Source organism: Acinetobacter sp. NBRC 110496 (assembly GCF_000876115.1).
Lineage (GTDB): Bacteria > Pseudomonadota > Gammaproteobacteria > Pseudomonadales > Moraxellaceae > Acinetobacter.
Map to the genome: position 1 here is coordinate 20,131 of NZ_BBTF01000028.1, position 15,599 is coordinate 35,729.

16 protein-coding genes are annotated in these 15,599 nt (G+C 40.2%); 11 read left to right on the forward strand and 5 right to left on the reverse strand.

Features of this window, described 5'->3' with window-relative positions; translation table 11 throughout:
* Window positions 1-9 precede the first annotated feature (9 nt).
* The gene (gene lolD, locus Aba26S_RS13615) at window positions 10-693 is read right to left on the reverse strand and encodes a lipoprotein-releasing ABC transporter ATP-binding protein LolD (protein WP_043972710.1); all 684 of its coding nucleotides are present in this window, start codon (window positions 691-693) and stop codon (window positions 10-12) included.
* Window positions 686-1,921 carry a lipoprotein-releasing ABC transporter permease subunit gene (locus Aba26S_RS13620; protein WP_005242747.1) on the reverse strand — a complete coding sequence of 412 codons (1,236 nt, stop codon included), beginning with the start codon at window positions 1,919-1,921 and terminating at the stop codon, window positions 686-688. Before Aba26S_RS13620 ends, lolD begins: the two co-directional genes overlap by 8 nt.
* A gap of 25 nt (window positions 1,922-1,946) precedes the next feature.
* Here Aba26S_RS13620 and Aba26S_RS13625 point away from each other — a divergent pair, with 25 nt between their 5' ends.
* Window positions 1,947-2,528, forward strand: coding sequence for a PilZ domain-containing protein (locus tag Aba26S_RS13625; RefSeq protein ID WP_005242748.1), 582 nt, complete (start codon window positions 1,947-1,949; stop codon window positions 2,526-2,528).
* A 12-nt stretch (window positions 2,529-2,540) separates the two neighbouring features.
* Here the strand turns inward: Aba26S_RS13625 and Aba26S_RS13630 are convergent, their stop codons facing one another.
* Window positions 2,541-3,434, reverse strand: coding sequence for a DMT family transporter (locus tag Aba26S_RS13630; protein WP_043972713.1), 894 nt, complete (start codon window positions 3,432-3,434; stop codon window positions 2,541-2,543).
* 7 nt (window positions 3,435-3,441) lie between these two features.
* Window positions 3,442-3,912 carry a YaiI/YqxD family protein gene (locus Aba26S_RS13635; protein WP_005242754.1) on the reverse strand — a complete coding sequence of 157 codons (471 nt, stop codon included), beginning with the start codon at window positions 3,910-3,912 and terminating at the stop codon, window positions 3,442-3,444.
* Window positions 3,913-4,142: 230 nt separating this feature from the next.
* Here Aba26S_RS13635 and Aba26S_RS13640 point away from each other — a divergent pair, with 230 nt between their 5' ends.
* Together Aba26S_RS13640 and Aba26S_RS21155 are read left to right on the forward strand one after the other, a co-directional pair.
* Window positions 4,143-5,081 (forward strand): hypothetical protein, encoded by a 939-nt coding sequence (locus Aba26S_RS13640; protein WP_043972715.1) that lies wholly within the window; start codon window positions 4,143-4,145, stop codon window positions 5,079-5,081.
* A 36-nt stretch (window positions 5,082-5,117) separates the two neighbouring features.
* Window positions 5,118-5,261 (forward strand): hypothetical protein, encoded by a 144-nt coding sequence (locus tag Aba26S_RS21155; protein WP_005242759.1) that lies wholly within the window; start codon window positions 5,118-5,120, stop codon window positions 5,259-5,261.
* Between the two features lie 77 nt (window positions 5,262-5,338).
* On the opposite strand, the gene serC is transcribed toward Aba26S_RS21155, so the two are convergent.
* Window positions 5,339-6,418, reverse strand: a complete 1,080-nt coding sequence (gene serC, locus Aba26S_RS13645; RefSeq protein WP_043972717.1) for a 3-phosphoserine/phosphohydroxythreonine transaminase — start codon at window positions 6,416-6,418, stop codon at window positions 5,339-5,341.
* 350 nt (window positions 6,419-6,768) lie between these two features.
* Between serC and Aba26S_RS13650 the strand changes: the two genes are divergently transcribed.
* The 8 genes from Aba26S_RS13650 (at window position 6,769) to Aba26S_RS13685 (ending at window position 15,596) form a co-directional block, all read left to right on the forward strand.
* The gene (locus Aba26S_RS13650) at window positions 6,769-8,265 is read left to right on the forward strand and encodes a TolC family protein (RefSeq protein ID WP_005242763.1); all 1,497 of its coding nucleotides are present in this window, start codon (window positions 6,769-6,771) and stop codon (window positions 8,263-8,265) included.
* 12 nt (window positions 8,266-8,277) lie between these two features.
* Window positions 8,278-9,441: an HlyD family secretion protein gene (locus Aba26S_RS13655; RefSeq protein WP_005242765.1), complete on the forward strand. Its 1,164-nt coding sequence runs from the start codon at window positions 8,278-8,280 to the stop codon at window positions 9,439-9,441.
* A 3-nt stretch (window positions 9,442-9,444) separates the two neighbouring features.
* Complete coding sequence (locus Aba26S_RS13660; protein ID WP_005242766.1) at window positions 9,445-10,575, forward strand: ABC transporter permease; 1,131 nt, start codon at window positions 9,445-9,447, stop codon at window positions 10,573-10,575.
* Complete coding sequence (locus tag Aba26S_RS13665) at window positions 10,572-11,660, forward strand: ABC transporter permease (RefSeq protein ID WP_005242768.1); 1,089 nt, start codon at window positions 10,572-10,574, stop codon at window positions 11,658-11,660. Before Aba26S_RS13660 ends, Aba26S_RS13665 begins: the two co-directional genes overlap by 4 nt.
* Before the next feature lie 120 nt (window positions 11,661-11,780).
* Window positions 11,781-12,572: a ChbG/HpnK family deacetylase gene (locus tag Aba26S_RS13670; RefSeq protein WP_005242770.1), complete on the forward strand. Its 792-nt coding sequence runs from the start codon at window positions 11,781-11,783 to the stop codon at window positions 12,570-12,572.
* Window positions 12,572-13,552 carry a glycosyltransferase family 2 protein gene (locus Aba26S_RS13675; RefSeq protein ID WP_043972719.1) on the forward strand — a complete coding sequence of 327 codons (981 nt, stop codon included), beginning with the start codon at window positions 12,572-12,574 and terminating at the stop codon, window positions 13,550-13,552. The genes Aba26S_RS13670 and Aba26S_RS13675 overlap by 1 nt, the downstream gene beginning before the upstream one ends.
* Entirely contained in the window at window positions 13,552-13,935 is a 384-nt protein-coding gene (locus Aba26S_RS13680) for a GtrA family protein (protein WP_005242772.1), read from the forward strand. The genes Aba26S_RS13675 and Aba26S_RS13680 overlap by 1 nt, the downstream gene beginning before the upstream one ends.
* A gap of 14 nt (window positions 13,936-13,949) precedes the next feature.
* Complete coding sequence (locus Aba26S_RS13685) at window positions 13,950-15,596, forward strand: glycosyltransferase family 39 protein (RefSeq protein WP_043972732.1); 1,647 nt, start codon at window positions 13,950-13,952, stop codon at window positions 15,594-15,596.
* Window positions 15,597-15,599: the final 3 nt, after the last annotated feature.

Genomic DNA, 15,599 nt, shown 5'->3' on the forward strand with positions numbered 1-15,599 from the left:
ATTTTTTTCTTATTGATCAATCCACAAACCATCTTGCATATGCAAAATCGAATCAGCGGACTGCGCCAGTTGCTCGTCATGGGTAACAATCAACATGGCCATATTCAGCTCTTTTTTCAAATCTGTCAGTAATTCGAAAATACTAAGTGCTGTTTTACGGTCAAGATTTCCTGTTGGCTCGTCAGCTAAAACCACTGCAGGTTTAGTTACCAGTGCACGTGCTAATGCCACACGCTGACGCTCGCCACCAGACAACTCGCCAGGTTTATGATCCATACGATGAGATAAGCCAACGCGATCTAATAAATATTCAGCCTGTCTTTTGACATCTCTAAAGTTGCTTTCACTACGCAACATTAAAGGCATGGCCACATTTTCCAAGGCTGAAAATTCAGGTAAAAGATGGTGGAACTGATAGACGAAACCAAGATATTGATTGCGCTTATAACCGCGCTCGGCTTCACCCAAATCATCGAAACGCTGCCCTTGTAAAAATACTTGACCTTGTGAGGGTTGCTCTAAGCCTCCCAATACATGTAACAAAGTACTTTTACCAGAACCACTTGAACCAACAATGGAGACAAACTCACCTGCATTCACTTGAAGAGATAAACCTTTAATCACTTCAACTTTGCTTTTGCCATCGTCAAAATGTTTAAAGATATTTTTTGATTCCAGCACAATCTTACTCATAACGTAACGCCTCGGCAGGTTGAACTTTGGCTGCACGCAATGCAGGATAAATTGTTGCCAAGAAACTCAATAGCAAAGATACCGTTACAATGATCACCACATCTTGCCATCTGAGATATGAAGGCAAGTAATGTACAAAGTAGGCATCAAATAAATTTAAACCTAACACGGTATTAAACCAGGAAATAATATCACTGATCGTTAAGGCTAAAGTAACCCCTAAGATTGTCCCAGCAATCGTACCAATCACACCAATTACGGTACCTTGTACCATAAAAATCTTGGTAATCATCGAAGGTGAAGCACCCAGCGTACGTAAAATCGCGATATCGGATTTCTTATCAGTCACGACCATGACCAATGAGGACACAATATTAAATGCAGCCACCACAATAATCAGTACCAGCAACAAACCGACCAAGGTTTTTTCCATTTGAATGGCATTAAACAAATTGCCATGCGTATAGGTCCAGTTTGATGCATAGAAATTACTTGGAAGCTGACTAACGATATCATTGGCCACTTTAGGAGCAGCAAAAATATCATCCAGTTTTAAACGTACACCTTGCGCGCCATCAGGTAAACGCAATAAGGTAGAAGCATCATTCAGGGCGATATAACCCACCATTGAATCCACTTCAGCACCAACACTAAAGATTCCAACGATTTTAAAACGTTTAAAACGTGGTACAACCCCTGCAGGTGATGGCGTTGCTTCAGGCAATACTAAGGTGACATTGTCATTTAAACCCAATCCGAGTGCATCCGTCATGTCCTTACCGAGGACAATACCAAACTCACCTTTCTTCAAAGCACTTAAATCACCCGAAACCATGTGGTTTTGGATAATCGAAACCTTCTTTTCATATTCAGGCTCAATTCCCGTCACCATGATTCCAGCCACTTGCCCCTGTGCGGTCAACATCCCCTGTAACTGAGTAAATGGTGCAACACCAGTGACATGTGGATGGTGCTCAACTTTTTTTACAAGCTCAGGCCAATCTGTTAGAATTTGAGTAGAAGAAACAGTGGCTTGTGGAACCATTCCCAAGACACGGGTTTTCAATTCACGATCAAAACCATTCATGACAGATAAGACTGTAATGAGGACAGCAACGCCGAGGGTTAAACCAATCATGGAAACCAAGGCGATAAAAGAAATAAAATGATTACTCCGCCGAGCACGAGTGTATCTCAACCCTATATACAGCGAAATTGGCTTAAACATACCATCTAGTCCGAGGTGATTTATTATGGAAAATTCACAACATCATCTTGTTGACGACAACACTGAACGTCGTGTGATGTCTCGTATTGATGCCGTGTTGAGAATCAATTATCAAATCATTCCAGATGATGTTGCGCTGAATGACCCATATGATTCCCATTTCGTATTGCCACGCTATTTTCTACTACTTGCAGAATTAGATCAATTTGATCATGCGTTTCGCTACGAATTAGAACAATTAAATGAAAAAGATCAACAAATTGCTCGCATCTTATCCCTGATTAACCAGAAATTAAATCTGATTACCGGGTCATATTATGACAATATCGTACAATCTTTACTGCCTGTACCCGAGCAAGTCAACTTTTCCGAGAATGGCTTAAGTTTCTTTAGTTCTCAAGATATTAACGAAGGCACTTATATCCATATTACCTTAAGCCATCCAGAAAACTTCTTCCATATCGCAGCAACCGCACAAGTAGTGCATAGTACTGCAGAAGAGCAAGGTAAGTTCCGCATCGGAGCTTATTTCATTACCTTAAATCCACAGGACCGAGCCAAATTAGCTGCCAGTATTCGTCAAGCTCAGCTCACAGATAGCAATTAATTTCTACCTCGCTTAAACCTTTAAACGGCGGTATGCGCGTAGGTCTCGAAAGAAATAGAGTAGTAAACCCAAAAGGATAATCGTTGCGCCGATAAAGACCTGAACGGATAACTGCTCATGATTCAGGTACGCACCAATCAAGATCGCCAACATTGGCGTCATTACCGTTGTTAATGACAACGTTGTCGCTTGTAGATTTTGAACCAATTTAAAATAACAAAACATCGCAATCAGCGATGCCATAATTACGGTATATGTCAGCGCCAATAGTGATTTCGCTGATGGGATATGTGTCGGTGCATAAGGCCAAATCCACGGCAATAACAAGACCGCCAATAAGGTTGAAACCAGAATCGAACCTGTTGCCTGTGCCATAACAGGCAAATCAGCATCAATCTTTTTGACTAGAAAAATAGATAAGGAATAAGAAAAAACACTGATCAGCATCAAAATAATACCAATCGGCTGGACATGCTGTTGGCTTCCACTTAAACAAATCATCGCCAAACCGACAATTGAGGTAGCCATACCCAACCACTGTAATCCCGCCAGTTTTTGTTGAAAGCCAAAACGACCAATCAGCCCTGCCATAATGGGCGCCAAACCGAACATCAGGGCAATTAAACCTGAACTGAGATATGCCGTTGCCGCATAAGTAAAGATTTGTGAACCAATCAAGCTTAAAGCACCTGCGCTATAGCTTAACAAGGCAATTTTATGCGTCGGAAACTCCACCTTTAAAAGTAAGACCATACTGACCGCCAAAGGTAAGGCAATAAAAAAGCGAATGACCAGTGCCCACATTGGATGCAAGTCCGAGACACTCCACACAATCGCCAATGGCGTCGTTGCCCAGATAAAAACCAGCAACCCGTAGGTCAGCATTAAATTAAGGCGTGATGGCATAATCGACTCAAAGCGCGGTTTTACGTTTTTGTTTTAAAATGGTCTGATCCAGTGAACTGGAAAACTCACGTTTATCACGTTCTGAAATTGGTGGTGGCCCACCAGTTTGTACTCCTGCGCCGCGTAAAGTATCCATAAAATCACGTAAATGCAGACGAGCTTTTACGTTGGCTGTGGTATAAATCTCACCACGAGGATGAATTGCAATTCCGCCTTTTTCAATCACTTGCGCTGCAAGCGGAATATCTTGTGTAATGACAATATCATTCTCTTGCATACGATCTACAATTTCCTGATCCGCCTGATCTGCCCCGCTCATGACCTGAATGGATTTAATCCGTAACGACGGCGTAATGCCGACATTCTGATTGGCAACAAAAGTGACTTCGAGTTGATAACGATCAGATGCACGTAAAATTACTTCACGTAAAATTTTAGGTAAAGCATCGGCATCCACCCATAATTTAAATGGCAGCACGTTGGCAAAAGCTCTTGAGAAAACGCTAGTGTAGCAGATTAAAGTAAAAGTAGAGTTCTGATCATGTCCGCACATACATGAATTCATGCTTTAGCAGGCAACTGAATCAGTACATTGATATTTCAGGCTAAAAAGTGAATTATTTTTCACGAATTACATATCCAGACTTGAAAAATGAGCATTACCCTCGATTTAATAGAATAAGTTCAATCTTTTTAGCATTTCGCTTTATGAAAAATCAAAACAGTCCAGAAACCATTAAAATTCAAGATCAAAATTTTGGTAATCATGCTGAGCATTGGAATTTACTCACCGATACTCCTGAAAACGATGTTCCCAAATGGTTAGGATTGGCACTTGATGCACCCGTCATGCCGATGGGGCTCTGTGAAGATGAACATGAGATGGATCAGTCCTTCTGGTTAATTCAGGGCCCAAGCGGACACGCTGTTTCCATTAATCAGATTATTGCAGTCGAAGATCAGAAACCACGTGCATTAAAAACCGCATTCCCAAGTTTTGAAAGCCCATATAAGTACCATGCAAAAATTGAGCGAATTATTACCTGTGATTCTGCAACTCAAGCCGTATTACGCTTGAATTTAAATAAAGATACGACGATTTATGCATTTGATAATTTATTCAGTGTAAATAGTTGCCAATACGACAAGAATCAAACCTATCAAGTTCAATTTAATGCTTGGGCATATGAATTAGAAACTGTTTCTGAAGATGAGAAAATCATTGTTGATGATCCAGCGTCAATTAAACACCATCGTGCTTTAAATGCGATTCTGGCTGAACATAATGGAATTGCACCTGAAAACTTACAAGAACTGATTAATGAGTGGCAGCCAAAAACACCAGAAGATCAAGAACCTGTTACAGTCGACTTTTCTAAAATGGTGGCTTATTTATTCGGTGAAACTTTAGGTCAGGAAGATGAAGCTTGGTTTCAGGGTAATATCGTAGGTAAAACATCGATGCAGTTTATGCAGGATGAATATACGCTTTATGATGTCACCTTAGTTTTAGAAGATGATTTACCAGCAATCATAATTCGTATTGCCACTAAAAATGAATTGTATAAAAACTTTAACATTGGCCAATATATTCGTGGCAACCTATGGATTCAGGCCAATATTTATGCTAAAACTGCTATTGAGTGACAAAAAATCACATAAATGGCATTTTTAGGCGTTCTAATGAAAATTATACCAGAACAAACAACCACCAGTTTGATTCATTCGGGTGATCAAGGTCTTAAACTTGATGTTGGTGCTTTTTGCTTTTTTTTACTGGGCATGTTCTTAGCAGCAATAATTTTTCATCAAATTGGCTTTTTCTAATTTTTGACCATAACCCTATTCATACATAAAAGCCCTCACTAACGAGGGCTTTTATTTGAGTAAGACTACTCTATTGCTTAACCATGACGTTTTGCAAACTCATCCATGAAATTCACCAAAGCCTGCACACCTTGTAATGGCACGGCATTATAAATACTTGCACGCATACCGCCGACAGAACGGTGGCCTGCCAAGTTCAATAAGTGATGTTGTTCAGCTTCTTTCAGGAAGGTTTTTTCAAGTGCTTCATCAGCTAAGGTGAATGGTACGTTCATCATTGAACGGTTTGGTACGGCGATCGGATTATTATAAAAATCACTTGAATCAATATAACCATAAAGCAGTTTCGCTTTCTCTTGGTTCATTTTATAGATCGCATCTACCCCACCCTGCTCAAGCAACCACTCAAACACCAGACCAGATAAGTACCATGCATAAGTTGCTGGTGTATTCACCATTGAGCCATTTTTTGCTTGATCAGCATATTTTAAAATGCTTGGAATCTCAGGTTTGGCTTGATCCAATAAATCATCACGGATGATCACAATAGTTAAACCTGCTGGGCCAATATTCTTTTGCGCACCCGCATAAATCAAACCAAATTTGCTGACATCTAATGGCGCAGACAAAATGCTTGATGAATAGTCACATACCAACGGTGCATTCACATCTGGAATAGCTGCGAATTGCAAACCACCAATCGTTTCATTATCCGCATAATGAACATAGGCTGCATTGTTTGAAAGATTCCAAGTACTTTGTTCAGTGATGGCATGTTTACCATCAATTAAAGTACCTGCTTCAACAATATTAATATCGCCATAGCGTTTTGCTTCTTTTAAGGCTTTTTCAGACCAGATACCTGTATGGATATAATCGGCCTTGTTATTTTTACCTAACAGGTTTAATGGGATCGCTGAAAATTGTAATGACGCCCCGCCCTGTAAAAATAAAACTTTATAGTTCTCAGGAATATTCATGAGCTTACGTAAATCAGCTTCAGCCTTTTCCGCCACAGCAACATAGTCATTGCTACGATGACTCATTTCCATGATCGACAGACCTTTGCCTTGCCAATTCAACAATTCTTGTTGAGCTTTTTCTAAAACGGCAGTAGGTAATGCAGCAGGACCAGCGCAGAAATTATAAGCACGCATGAGTTTTCCCTTGTTAAAGTGGAACAAATTGGAATGGGAATTTAATCATAGATTGGCGAAGCTTGCAGCAGCTTATCCAGTAAATATTTCAATTTTACTGCAAAAAAAACTATTAATTTTTCCATCATGTTTTTGTCATTACAATTATTTTAGGCCAGATCAGCACCGCCTATTTATGAGCCTTCAATTCTTTAACTTATAGTGTTTTTATTTAGATTAAAAACTCTACTTTTTACAAATTCACTACACCAATCCACCCCATATAACTATTTAATTAAAAACATAATATTTAATTTTTATAAAAAGAATTTAGACTTACTCAGGATATTCTTAAATTGCGACATACCCAAATGTTGAAACAACATAATCGACCGAGTTTTAAGCTCCAACGGTTTCCCAAAATGTTAAGCTTGAGTATAAGTTTAATCAGCTGTGCCCTGTTGCCCACAACTCTACTCGCGCAAACTTTTAGTTATAGTGACGCTGAACAATATGTTGTGGAAAATGCCTATGCCTCACAGGCACAACAAGCATTACAACAAGCCTCTCAGCTGGAAATGGAAGCCGTAAAGCATTTAGGTCTTCCACGTATTGACTTGAACGCACGTGCTTACTCATTTCGCAGTGAGACCAGCGTACCGTTAGAATCTAGTAAACGTCGACTAGAAAACTCGCTGACACGTGGTTTTGATGACAAATTATCGCAATGGGGAGGTACACTTCCGCCAGAAGTAATAGATCAGGTCAGTCAAGGTTTTGATCAAACCGTTAACGAAGGTTTAAATCAGGTTCCCAATAATCTTGATGTGACGGTAAAAGATCATGACGTTCGGACTTCCATTTCAATGGTCATGCCACTCTATACTGGCGGTAAAATTAGTAGCGCCAAACAAATTGCCAGCATTCAGGCACAACGCTCAAACATCAGTGAAAAACAACAACAAGACTCACAACGTTTTGAGATGATTCAGTCTTATTTTAATGTGCAGTTACAACAGCAATTACTCAATGCCAGCCTTTTCAATTTAAATGCGATGCAAGAACACTATAGCAATGCACTTAAACTCGAACAGCAAGGCTTCATTAATAAAGGTCAACGCATGCAATTTGAGGTGGCGCGCAATAATGCGGAGCGAAGCTATCAAAATGCGCAGTCGAATCTGCAAGCCAGCCAATTCAGCTTACAGAATTTATTAAAAACCAAAGAAGGTTTAAAACTCACCACCCCTCTTTTTGTCAATACCACACAAAATCATTCTTTGGATAAGCTGCTTGCCAATTACGATCAAAATTCAAGTTTGATTAAAAAACTGCAGATGGATACACAACTTGCCAATGAAAATGTCAAAGTTCAACAATCCGCGAAAAAGCCCAGCCTGTTTGCCTTTGGCGAATATGGATTAGACAATAAAGACAACTGGATTGTTGGCGTGATGGCCAAATACAATCTATTCTCTGGGATTGATAATAATAAAAATATCCGTGCCGCTGAGCTCAAAAAGTACGCTGCTGAACTCATGACTGAACGCACTAAACAAGAAGTTGAAAATGTGCTGTATAAGTCATATAGCGAATTAAGCTCGTCCCAAACCAGTCATCAACTGCTTACTCAAAATACTAAAGCCGCACAAGAAAACTTACGCATTCAACAGCTTTCATTTAAAGAAGGTATGGGCACTGCCACCCAAGTGATTGATGCACAAAATGCTCTCAGTGCATTAAGAAGTGAAATGGCAATCAACTCGTACAAATATATTTTATCTTTGGCGACCTTATTGCAAAGCTATGGTTCGATTGATGAATTCAAGCTTTATGTTAATCAACCACGTACTGACTATATCCGCTAATTGGAGAAATTTATGAACCAAAATCAATCATCATCCAATTCAGAACACGATATAGATCCAGTGGAAAAAACAACGACGACTCAAAGTTCTGAAACAGCAACAGCGCAAGTGAGCCCTGCTGAAAAAGCGAATCAACCAGAGCCGAATACTGGAACTTCAAACTCTCAACAGCCACCTGCTGAACCGCCGAAAAAATCAAAAGCGAAATTGATTGGGTTGATCATTTTGATTCTGCTATTGGGCGTCATTGCATTTGGATTATGGAAAGCGTATCAACCTCAAGCGATTGAACTACAAGGTCGGGTTGAATCTGAAACTGTTCATATCAGCACCAAAGTTCCAAGCCGCATTGAAGAGTTTTATGTCACTGAAGGCCAACCAATTAAAAAAGGCCAAGCATTGGTTCGTTTCGTTAGTCCTGAACTCGAAGCGAAAAAAGAACAAGCACAAGCCGCTTTACAGAGTGCCACAGCGTTCCATTCAACTGTGTATCGTGGGGCGCAACAAGAAAACATCGATACGCTTTATGCTAATTGGCAAGCGATGAAAACCCAAGCTGAATTGGCCGCTACGACTTATAAGCGTGGTGAGACACTCTATCAACAAGGAGTGATTTCACGTCAACGCCGTGATGAAATGCTGGCAGCACAAACCTCTGCTCGTGAAACAGCAGAAGGATCTTATCAACAATATGCACGTGCCAAACGAGGTAGTACTGAGCAGCAAAAATCCACAGCTGACGCACAAGTTGCCATGGCACAAGCGGCAGTTAAAGAAGCCAATGCCTTGACGGAAGAAACCAAACTGTATTCGCCAACCGATGGTACGGTGTCTAAGACCTATGGTAAGCCAACTGAACTCGTTGCCACTGGTGTGCCTGTGGTCAGTATCATCGAAGACCACGATTTATGGGTCAGCCTGAATGTCCGTGAAGATATGTATAGTTCAGTCTATAAGACCAAAACCCTTGAAGGCTTTATTCCTGCACTGAATCAAAAGGCCACTTTTAAGGTAAAAAATATTGATGCTGAAGGTGACTTTGCCACCATCAAAACTACACGCCAAACTGGTGGTTATGATATTCGCAGCTTCAAGTTTCATCTGGTGCCAGAACAATCAATTCCTGATTTGAAAGTTGGCATGAGTGTATTGTTTAAAATTGAAGAGGCAAAATAAGCAATGTTTGCAGTCATGCTGCGGGAATTGCGCTATTTAAAACGCCATAAAGTAGATCTATTTATGGCAGTGATTGCCCCCCTGTTGGTGATTCTATTATTTGGCAGCATGTTTTCGTCAGGTAAAGCCGAACACATACCGATTGTCGTCATCGATCAAGATCAAAGTCAAATGAGTCGCAAAGTGATTCATGCGCTTAGTATTAACCATACACTGAAAGTTAAGACCATTACTGCCAGTCAAGATGAAGCTGAACAGCTGATCAATAAAACAGAAGCTTGGGGCTTCGTGATGATCCCTGAAGGTGCTGAACAACGTCTGGTCAAGGCCCAAGATGCGCAGATCAGTATTGCCTACAACCAGTCTTTTTTTAGTATCGGCAATACCATTTCTTCTGCCATGCTGATTAGCACCTTGAATGGCATGGCAGATTATATGGGGCACAGCTATTTAGCCAATAGTATTCCTTATCTGGATATGCCAACACCGCATATCAAGATTTCAACCCTATATAATCCAAGCATGAGTTATGAACTGTTTCTCGAACCATTTATGGTGCCTGCCGTTTTACACTTATTGTTATGCTGTTGTGTCGCTTTTGCGATTGGACAAGAATTTAAGCGCAAAACAGTCGGTGAATGGGTCATCTCAAAGCAGATTATTTCCAGCCTACTGGGTAAAATCTTGCTTTATGTCTTTATTTTTTGTGCATGGACTTGGTGCTGGATGTTCTGGCTGGCACATATTCGCGGTTACTTCATTGCAGGTTCGCTCAGCTTGATTCTGGTCGCGCAATTTTTATTATATTTTGCCTATGCAGTCATTAGCAGTACGGTGGTCTTGGCAACCCAGAATTTACCCAAAACCTTTGGCTTTATTGCGCTATACGGTGGCTCATCTCCTAGCTTCTCGGGGATTACCCTACCTTTAAATAATGCACCCGCATTTACTCAATTCTGGTCGATGATTATTCCCTACACGCCTTATGCCAAACTACAAACTGAACAATGGATTATTGGTAGCGACCTCTATGTTTCAGTGGTGCCTTTTGGGATATTAATCCTCTTTGCAGCTTTATTCTTTATGTTGAGCGTGCGTCTGTTAAAGAAAAATACTCAGGAGCTTTGTTCATGAAGTCATTTTTCAGTTATTACATACAGACCTTTAAAAACATTTTTGCCAACAATTCAGTGTTTACCACTTTAATTGCCGCAACACTTATTTATAGTTTCTTCTACCCGACTGCTTATAAAGCACAAACAGCCGAAGATATTCCGATTGTGATTGTGGATGAAGAACAAAGCATTTTAACCTCAAAAATCATTAGCCAAGCATCGAATAGCCCACATATCAAAATCACAACGGTGACTGATAACTTTCTGGAAGCGCAGCGGATGGTTCAAAACCAGCAAGCTGAAGGCATCTTGTTACTCCCTGAAAATCTAACCAATAGCTTAAAACGAGGTGAAATGGGTGGGATTGGTCTCTATTTGAGCACGGCGTATTTTATTCGAACCAAAGAAGTTGGAGTCGGTTTAGCAAGTTCAATTGAATATACACTGAAAGAACATTTAGAGAAGTTTGGCAATGCTTCCTCTTTTGAACCAGAACTTTCGATTCATCAAATTCCATTATTTAACACCATGTCTGGTTATGGCAGTTATATCTTCCCTGCTGTCGCCAGTTTAATTATCCATCAAACGATTTTGCTCGGACTTGCCATGCTGATTGCCAGTTATCGTGAACAAGGCTGGGTAGCAAAACCTATTGAATTCTGGGCAACATTTGCTGCAATTTTTACAACAGGTTGTCTCAGCTGTCTGTATTTGTTTGGCTTCACCTTCTGGTTATATGAATTTCCACATGGCGGTAATTTTTGGGGCATGTTACTCGCTGTACCCATTTATGTCAGCTGTGTCATAGGCTTGGGCATGTTGGTCGGTTCACTGGTAGATATGCCTGAACGTGTTGGGCACTTGATCGTGGTCACCTCTGTGCCGCTGTTCTTGCTAACAGGAACAGCGTGGCCTCACGAAGCCATGCCGCAGTGGATGCAATGGTTGGCGTGGACACTCCCATCTACCCATGGCGTACAAATGTTTGTTCAGCTTAACCAAATGGGTGTACCGACCTCGATTGTGGCACCGAAATTAATTTATCTTGCAACGCTTGCAGCAGTTTTACTGACACTTTCTTATTATCGTCTCGTGAAAAAATAGCTTTTAATAGTTTAAGTTGCTATTAAGGATATATTGGCATATTGCTTTAATGAAAATTAATTAAAAGGTAAGACTAGATCACTATCTTATCTTTTAATTGGTCTAAATTGAGGTATTGAGATGGCTAAAGTCTGCTATTGTGCTGATGATTTTGCAATGAACCCTGAGATTTCAGAGGCAATTCTATTGCTGATCAAAAAAGGGGTTTTACATGCTACTTCATGTATGACCCAATCTGAGCATTGGCCAATTGCAGCACAACAACTCAAAGCATTAACGGCTCATGCAGAAGTCGGTTTACACCTTAATTTTACCCATCCCTTTCAAGCAGAAACCTTCGCATTGCCGCTTCCCATGCTGATGTTGAAAGCATGGGCACGCCAGTTAGATGCCCAAATGATTCAACGCAGCCTCGAACAGCAATGGAATAATTTTATTGTAGCGATGGGCAAACAACCTGATTTTATTGATGGACATCAGCATATCCATCAATTTCCAGTGATTCGGGATGTCTTGATTAACTTCCTTAAACAGCAAAATTTTCAGGGATGGGTCAGAAACCTGCAACACCCCCTCACTATTTCTCATTACACCATCAAAACACGTTTACTTGCAGCGCTAGGTGCAACAAGCTTAGCGACGCTATGTAAGCAAAAAAATATCTATCAAAACCAATATTTCGCAGGCATTTATGATTTTGAGCAGGAAGACTACGCTCGATTAAACCAACAGTGGTTAATGCGTGCACAAGATAATTTATTAATCATGTGCCATCCAGCAACCCAAGCAATTGACTATCAGGACCCGATAGCTCAGGCACGTGTTAGGGAGTTCCAATATCTCAGTTCATCTCAGTTTCGTGATGATTGTCGACTCTATCAAATTTCGCTGACCACAATGGGTGCATTATAATGACAAACAATCCATTTTTATCTTGTGTCGTCCCAGCTTATAACGAAGCAGAGAATCTGAAAAAATTTATTCCTGCATTGGCTCAGCAACTGGAACAACAAAATTTACGCTATGAGATCATTATTGTAGATGATGGTAGCCAAGATCAAAGTATCGCAGTTTTACAGCAAATGCTTGACGACTATCCATTACGTATACTCACCCTATCACGTAATTTTGGTAAAGAAGCTGCGTTAAGTGCGGGTCTGGATCATGTCAGAGGCGATGCTGCATTACTGATTGATGCAGATTTCCAACCCCCTCTGGATGCCATTCCAACCATGATTCAACTTTGGAAAAGTGGTTATGACATGGTGTATGGTATCCGAGATCGAAGCACCGAATCATGGTTGAAAAAGCTTTTTACTCAAGGTTATTACCATATCTTAAATCTCAGCTCTACTGTCGATATTCCTGAAAATGCAGGTGATTTTCGTTTGCTCGATGCGAAAGTTGTTGAGGCGGTTAAAAACTTACCTGAAAAAAACCGCTACATGAAAGGGCTATTTGCCTGGGTTGGTTTTAAAACTATCGGGATCCATTTTACCGAGCAACAACGCCAGCATGGACAATCGAGCTTCAACTTTAAATCCCTGTTTCAGTTGGCTATGTCTGGCTTAACAGGGTTTTCAGACCTACCTTTACGTTTATGTATTTACATCGGAGCTCTACTTGCAGTATTTGCAATGAGTTATGGCATCTGGATTATTATTGAAACTTTAATTGAAGGAGTGAGCGTACCCGGCTGGGCGACACTGGCAGCAGGTATGACACTTTTAGGCGGGATTCAACTGCTTTGTATCGGGATTTTAGGTGAATATATTGGACGTATTTATGCGGAAGTTAAAAATCGACCTAAATACATTGTCTCGGCAGAATATTCACATCTTCAGTCCAAACCCGTCATTCAAGATAAACAAAACAATGTAGCTTCTCTCTGATGCAGACTCATTTCCTCCAGTTCTTTCGGTTTGGTCTTGTTGGTTTAATTGCGGCATGTGCTCATTATCTTATAGTCATTCTGTTGATTCAGCCTCAATACCAAATCGCATTGAAATACGCCAATTTCTTCGCATTTTTAATTGCATTCTGGATCAGTTATTTCGGTCATCGTATTTTTACTTTTAAAGCGACCCACCTACAACATAGAGAAACCCTGAAAAAATTTATTGTGGTCGCTGGACTTGGCTTTATTTTTAATGAATCGCTATTACTCATCAGTCACCACTTTCTTGAGACCAACGTCTCCGTACTGGTTATTTTCAGTATTGGCGTTACTTCTTTATTTACCTTTTTACTTAACCGTTATTTTGCATTCCAATAATGGGGATTAAATATATGCAACAATGGCTACGCTCATCCAAGTTTTTGCTTATTTTTTTACCACTTTGGTTATTGATAACCTCATGGATACGTCCACTATCGGTCCCAGATGAAGGTCGATATGGTGACATCAGCCGCTTCATGCTGGAATCTGGAGACTGGCTGATTCCTCGTATCAATGGCTTACCATTTATGCACAAACCACCATTGTTGCATTGGCTTTCAACCGCTTTGATGGAAGTATTTGGTATACACATTTGGGTGCTGCGACTGGTTCCAACCCTAGCTGCCTGCATGATGCTGATCAGCCTGTTCATTTTTTTAAAAAAACATGTATCAGAACAGATTGCCCAACTCAGCATTATAATTCTGGCAACCAGTTTATTGTTTTATGGAAGCAGTGAATATATCAACCATGACCTGTTAGTGGCCTCATGGATGACGGTTTGTATTTTAAGTTTTGTTGACTTTACCTTCTCAGGAAAAAAATCAGTTTTATTTTTAGCTTACTTTGCAGCAGCTGCGGGCTTCTTGAGCAAGGGGTTAATTGGTGTGTTAATTCCTGGCATGGTTTTACTACCTTGGTTACTTTACACACAGCAATGGCGAAAAATCCCAGCCTTACTCAACCCTTTCGCAATTCTGTTTTTTCTTGCTCTGACTGCACCATGGATCTATTGGGTGCAATTAAAATACCCGCAATTTTTACACTATTTTTTCATTGATCAACAATTTAGCCGATTCAGCTCGAATGAGTTCAATAATAAACAACCTTGGTTTTTCTATTATCTCATTTTGTTTGTAAGTTTTTTGCCATGGTTCTTTGTCAGTCGATTTAAATTTCCAAAAGGTATTTTTCAAACATCACTGTCTCCATCTTTATTGGCACTATGCCTATGGTGGTTTATCTCGGTGAGTATTTTTTTCTCAATTCCTCCCTCAAAATTGGCAGGCTATATCTTACCAGCTGTCGCCCCAATGGCGATCTTGCTTGCTGTTGCTGTGCGTGCCGCATTGCAGAATCCAGAGAAGAATCGATTACAAGTCTGGGGAACGGCTGTTTTTATTTTTGTACTTGGGCTGGCGATCACTTTAGCACCACACTTTATCAAGAATGCGCATGCGTTCTACCAAGCACATGCCATTCAAATTTACATCATAGGTGCAATTTTATGCATCGTTCCTTTTGGTCTAGGCTGGTTATTTAAGCAAAAGAAAATTGATTATTTAACTGCAATTTTCTTAAGTTTAATCATCTTCTGTACCTCTATTTCAATTGCCGTACCATTACTCGATAGTAAAAATAACGCTGACCAAGTCGATTTTGCACATTCGATCTCGCCAAATTCAGATGTTGTTTTCTACTATAACTATTTTTATGACATTCCCTTTTTATTGAATCTGAAAAAACCAGTTTATATTGTCAACGATTGGGACAGTGTCAAAACAGATAACTCATCATTAGAGCTTAAAGATGGGCTGCTATTTGAGCCTGAACGCAAACAATACTTATGGAATAAACAGCAACTTGAAAAAGCTTTAGAGCAAAAACAGCCAATGGTCGTGATCAGTAATCCGAACGGCTACCAGACAGATAACCCAAATATAAAAGTACGTCACTATCGCAACTACGATGTATTTTTAATTAATCAAAATCACTAAAGA

Excerpts from the sequence above, each read along its gene's own strand:
- Aba26S_RS13650 (WP_005242763.1), top strand. The coding sequence starts at position 6,769 with ATGTTGAAACAACATAATCGACCGAGTTTTAAGCTCCAACGGTTTCCC.
- Aba26S_RS13655 (WP_005242765.1), top strand. The coding sequence starts at position 8,278 with ATGAACCAAAATCAATCATCATCCAATTCAGAACACGATATAGATCCA.
- Aba26S_RS13665 (WP_005242768.1), top strand. The coding sequence starts at position 10,572 with ATGAAGTCATTTTTCAGTTATTACATACAGACCTTTAAAAACATTTTT.
- Aba26S_RS13685 (WP_043972732.1), top strand. The coding sequence starts at position 13,950 with ATGCAACAATGGCTACGCTCATCCAAGTTTTTGCTTATTTTTTTACCA.
- serC (WP_043972717.1), bottom strand. The coding sequence starts at position 6,418 with ATGCGTGCTTATAATTTCTGCGCTGGTCCTGCTGCATTACCTACTGCC.
- Aba26S_RS13625 (WP_005242748.1), top strand. The coding sequence starts at position 1,947 with ATGGAAAATTCACAACATCATCTTGTTGACGACAACACTGAACGTCGT.
- Aba26S_RS13640 (WP_043972715.1), top strand. The coding sequence starts at position 4,143 with ATGAAAAATCAAAACAGTCCAGAAACCATTAAAATTCAAGATCAAAAT.
- Aba26S_RS13680 (WP_005242772.1), top strand. The coding sequence starts at position 13,552 with ATGCAGACTCATTTCCTCCAGTTCTTTCGGTTTGGTCTTGTTGGTTTA.
- Aba26S_RS13660 (WP_005242766.1), top strand. The coding sequence starts at position 9,445 with ATGTTTGCAGTCATGCTGCGGGAATTGCGCTATTTAAAACGCCATAAA.
- Aba26S_RS21155 (WP_005242759.1), top strand. The coding sequence starts at position 5,118 with ATGAAAATTATACCAGAACAAACAACCACCAGTTTGATTCATTCGGGT.
- Aba26S_RS13630 (WP_043972713.1), bottom strand. The coding sequence starts at position 3,434 with ATGCCATCACGCCTTAATTTAATGCTGACCTACGGGTTGCTGGTTTTT.
- Aba26S_RS13675 (WP_043972719.1), top strand. The coding sequence starts at position 12,572 with ATGACAAACAATCCATTTTTATCTTGTGTCGTCCCAGCTTATAACGAA.
- Aba26S_RS13620 (WP_005242747.1), bottom strand. The coding sequence starts at position 1,921 with ATGTTTAAGCCAATTTCGCTGTATATAGGGTTGAGATACACTCGTGCT.
- Aba26S_RS13670 (WP_005242770.1), top strand. The coding sequence starts at position 11,781 with ATGGCTAAAGTCTGCTATTGTGCTGATGATTTTGCAATGAACCCTGAG.
- lolD (WP_043972710.1), bottom strand. The coding sequence starts at position 693 with ATGAGTAAGATTGTGCTGGAATCAAAAAATATCTTTAAACATTTTGAC.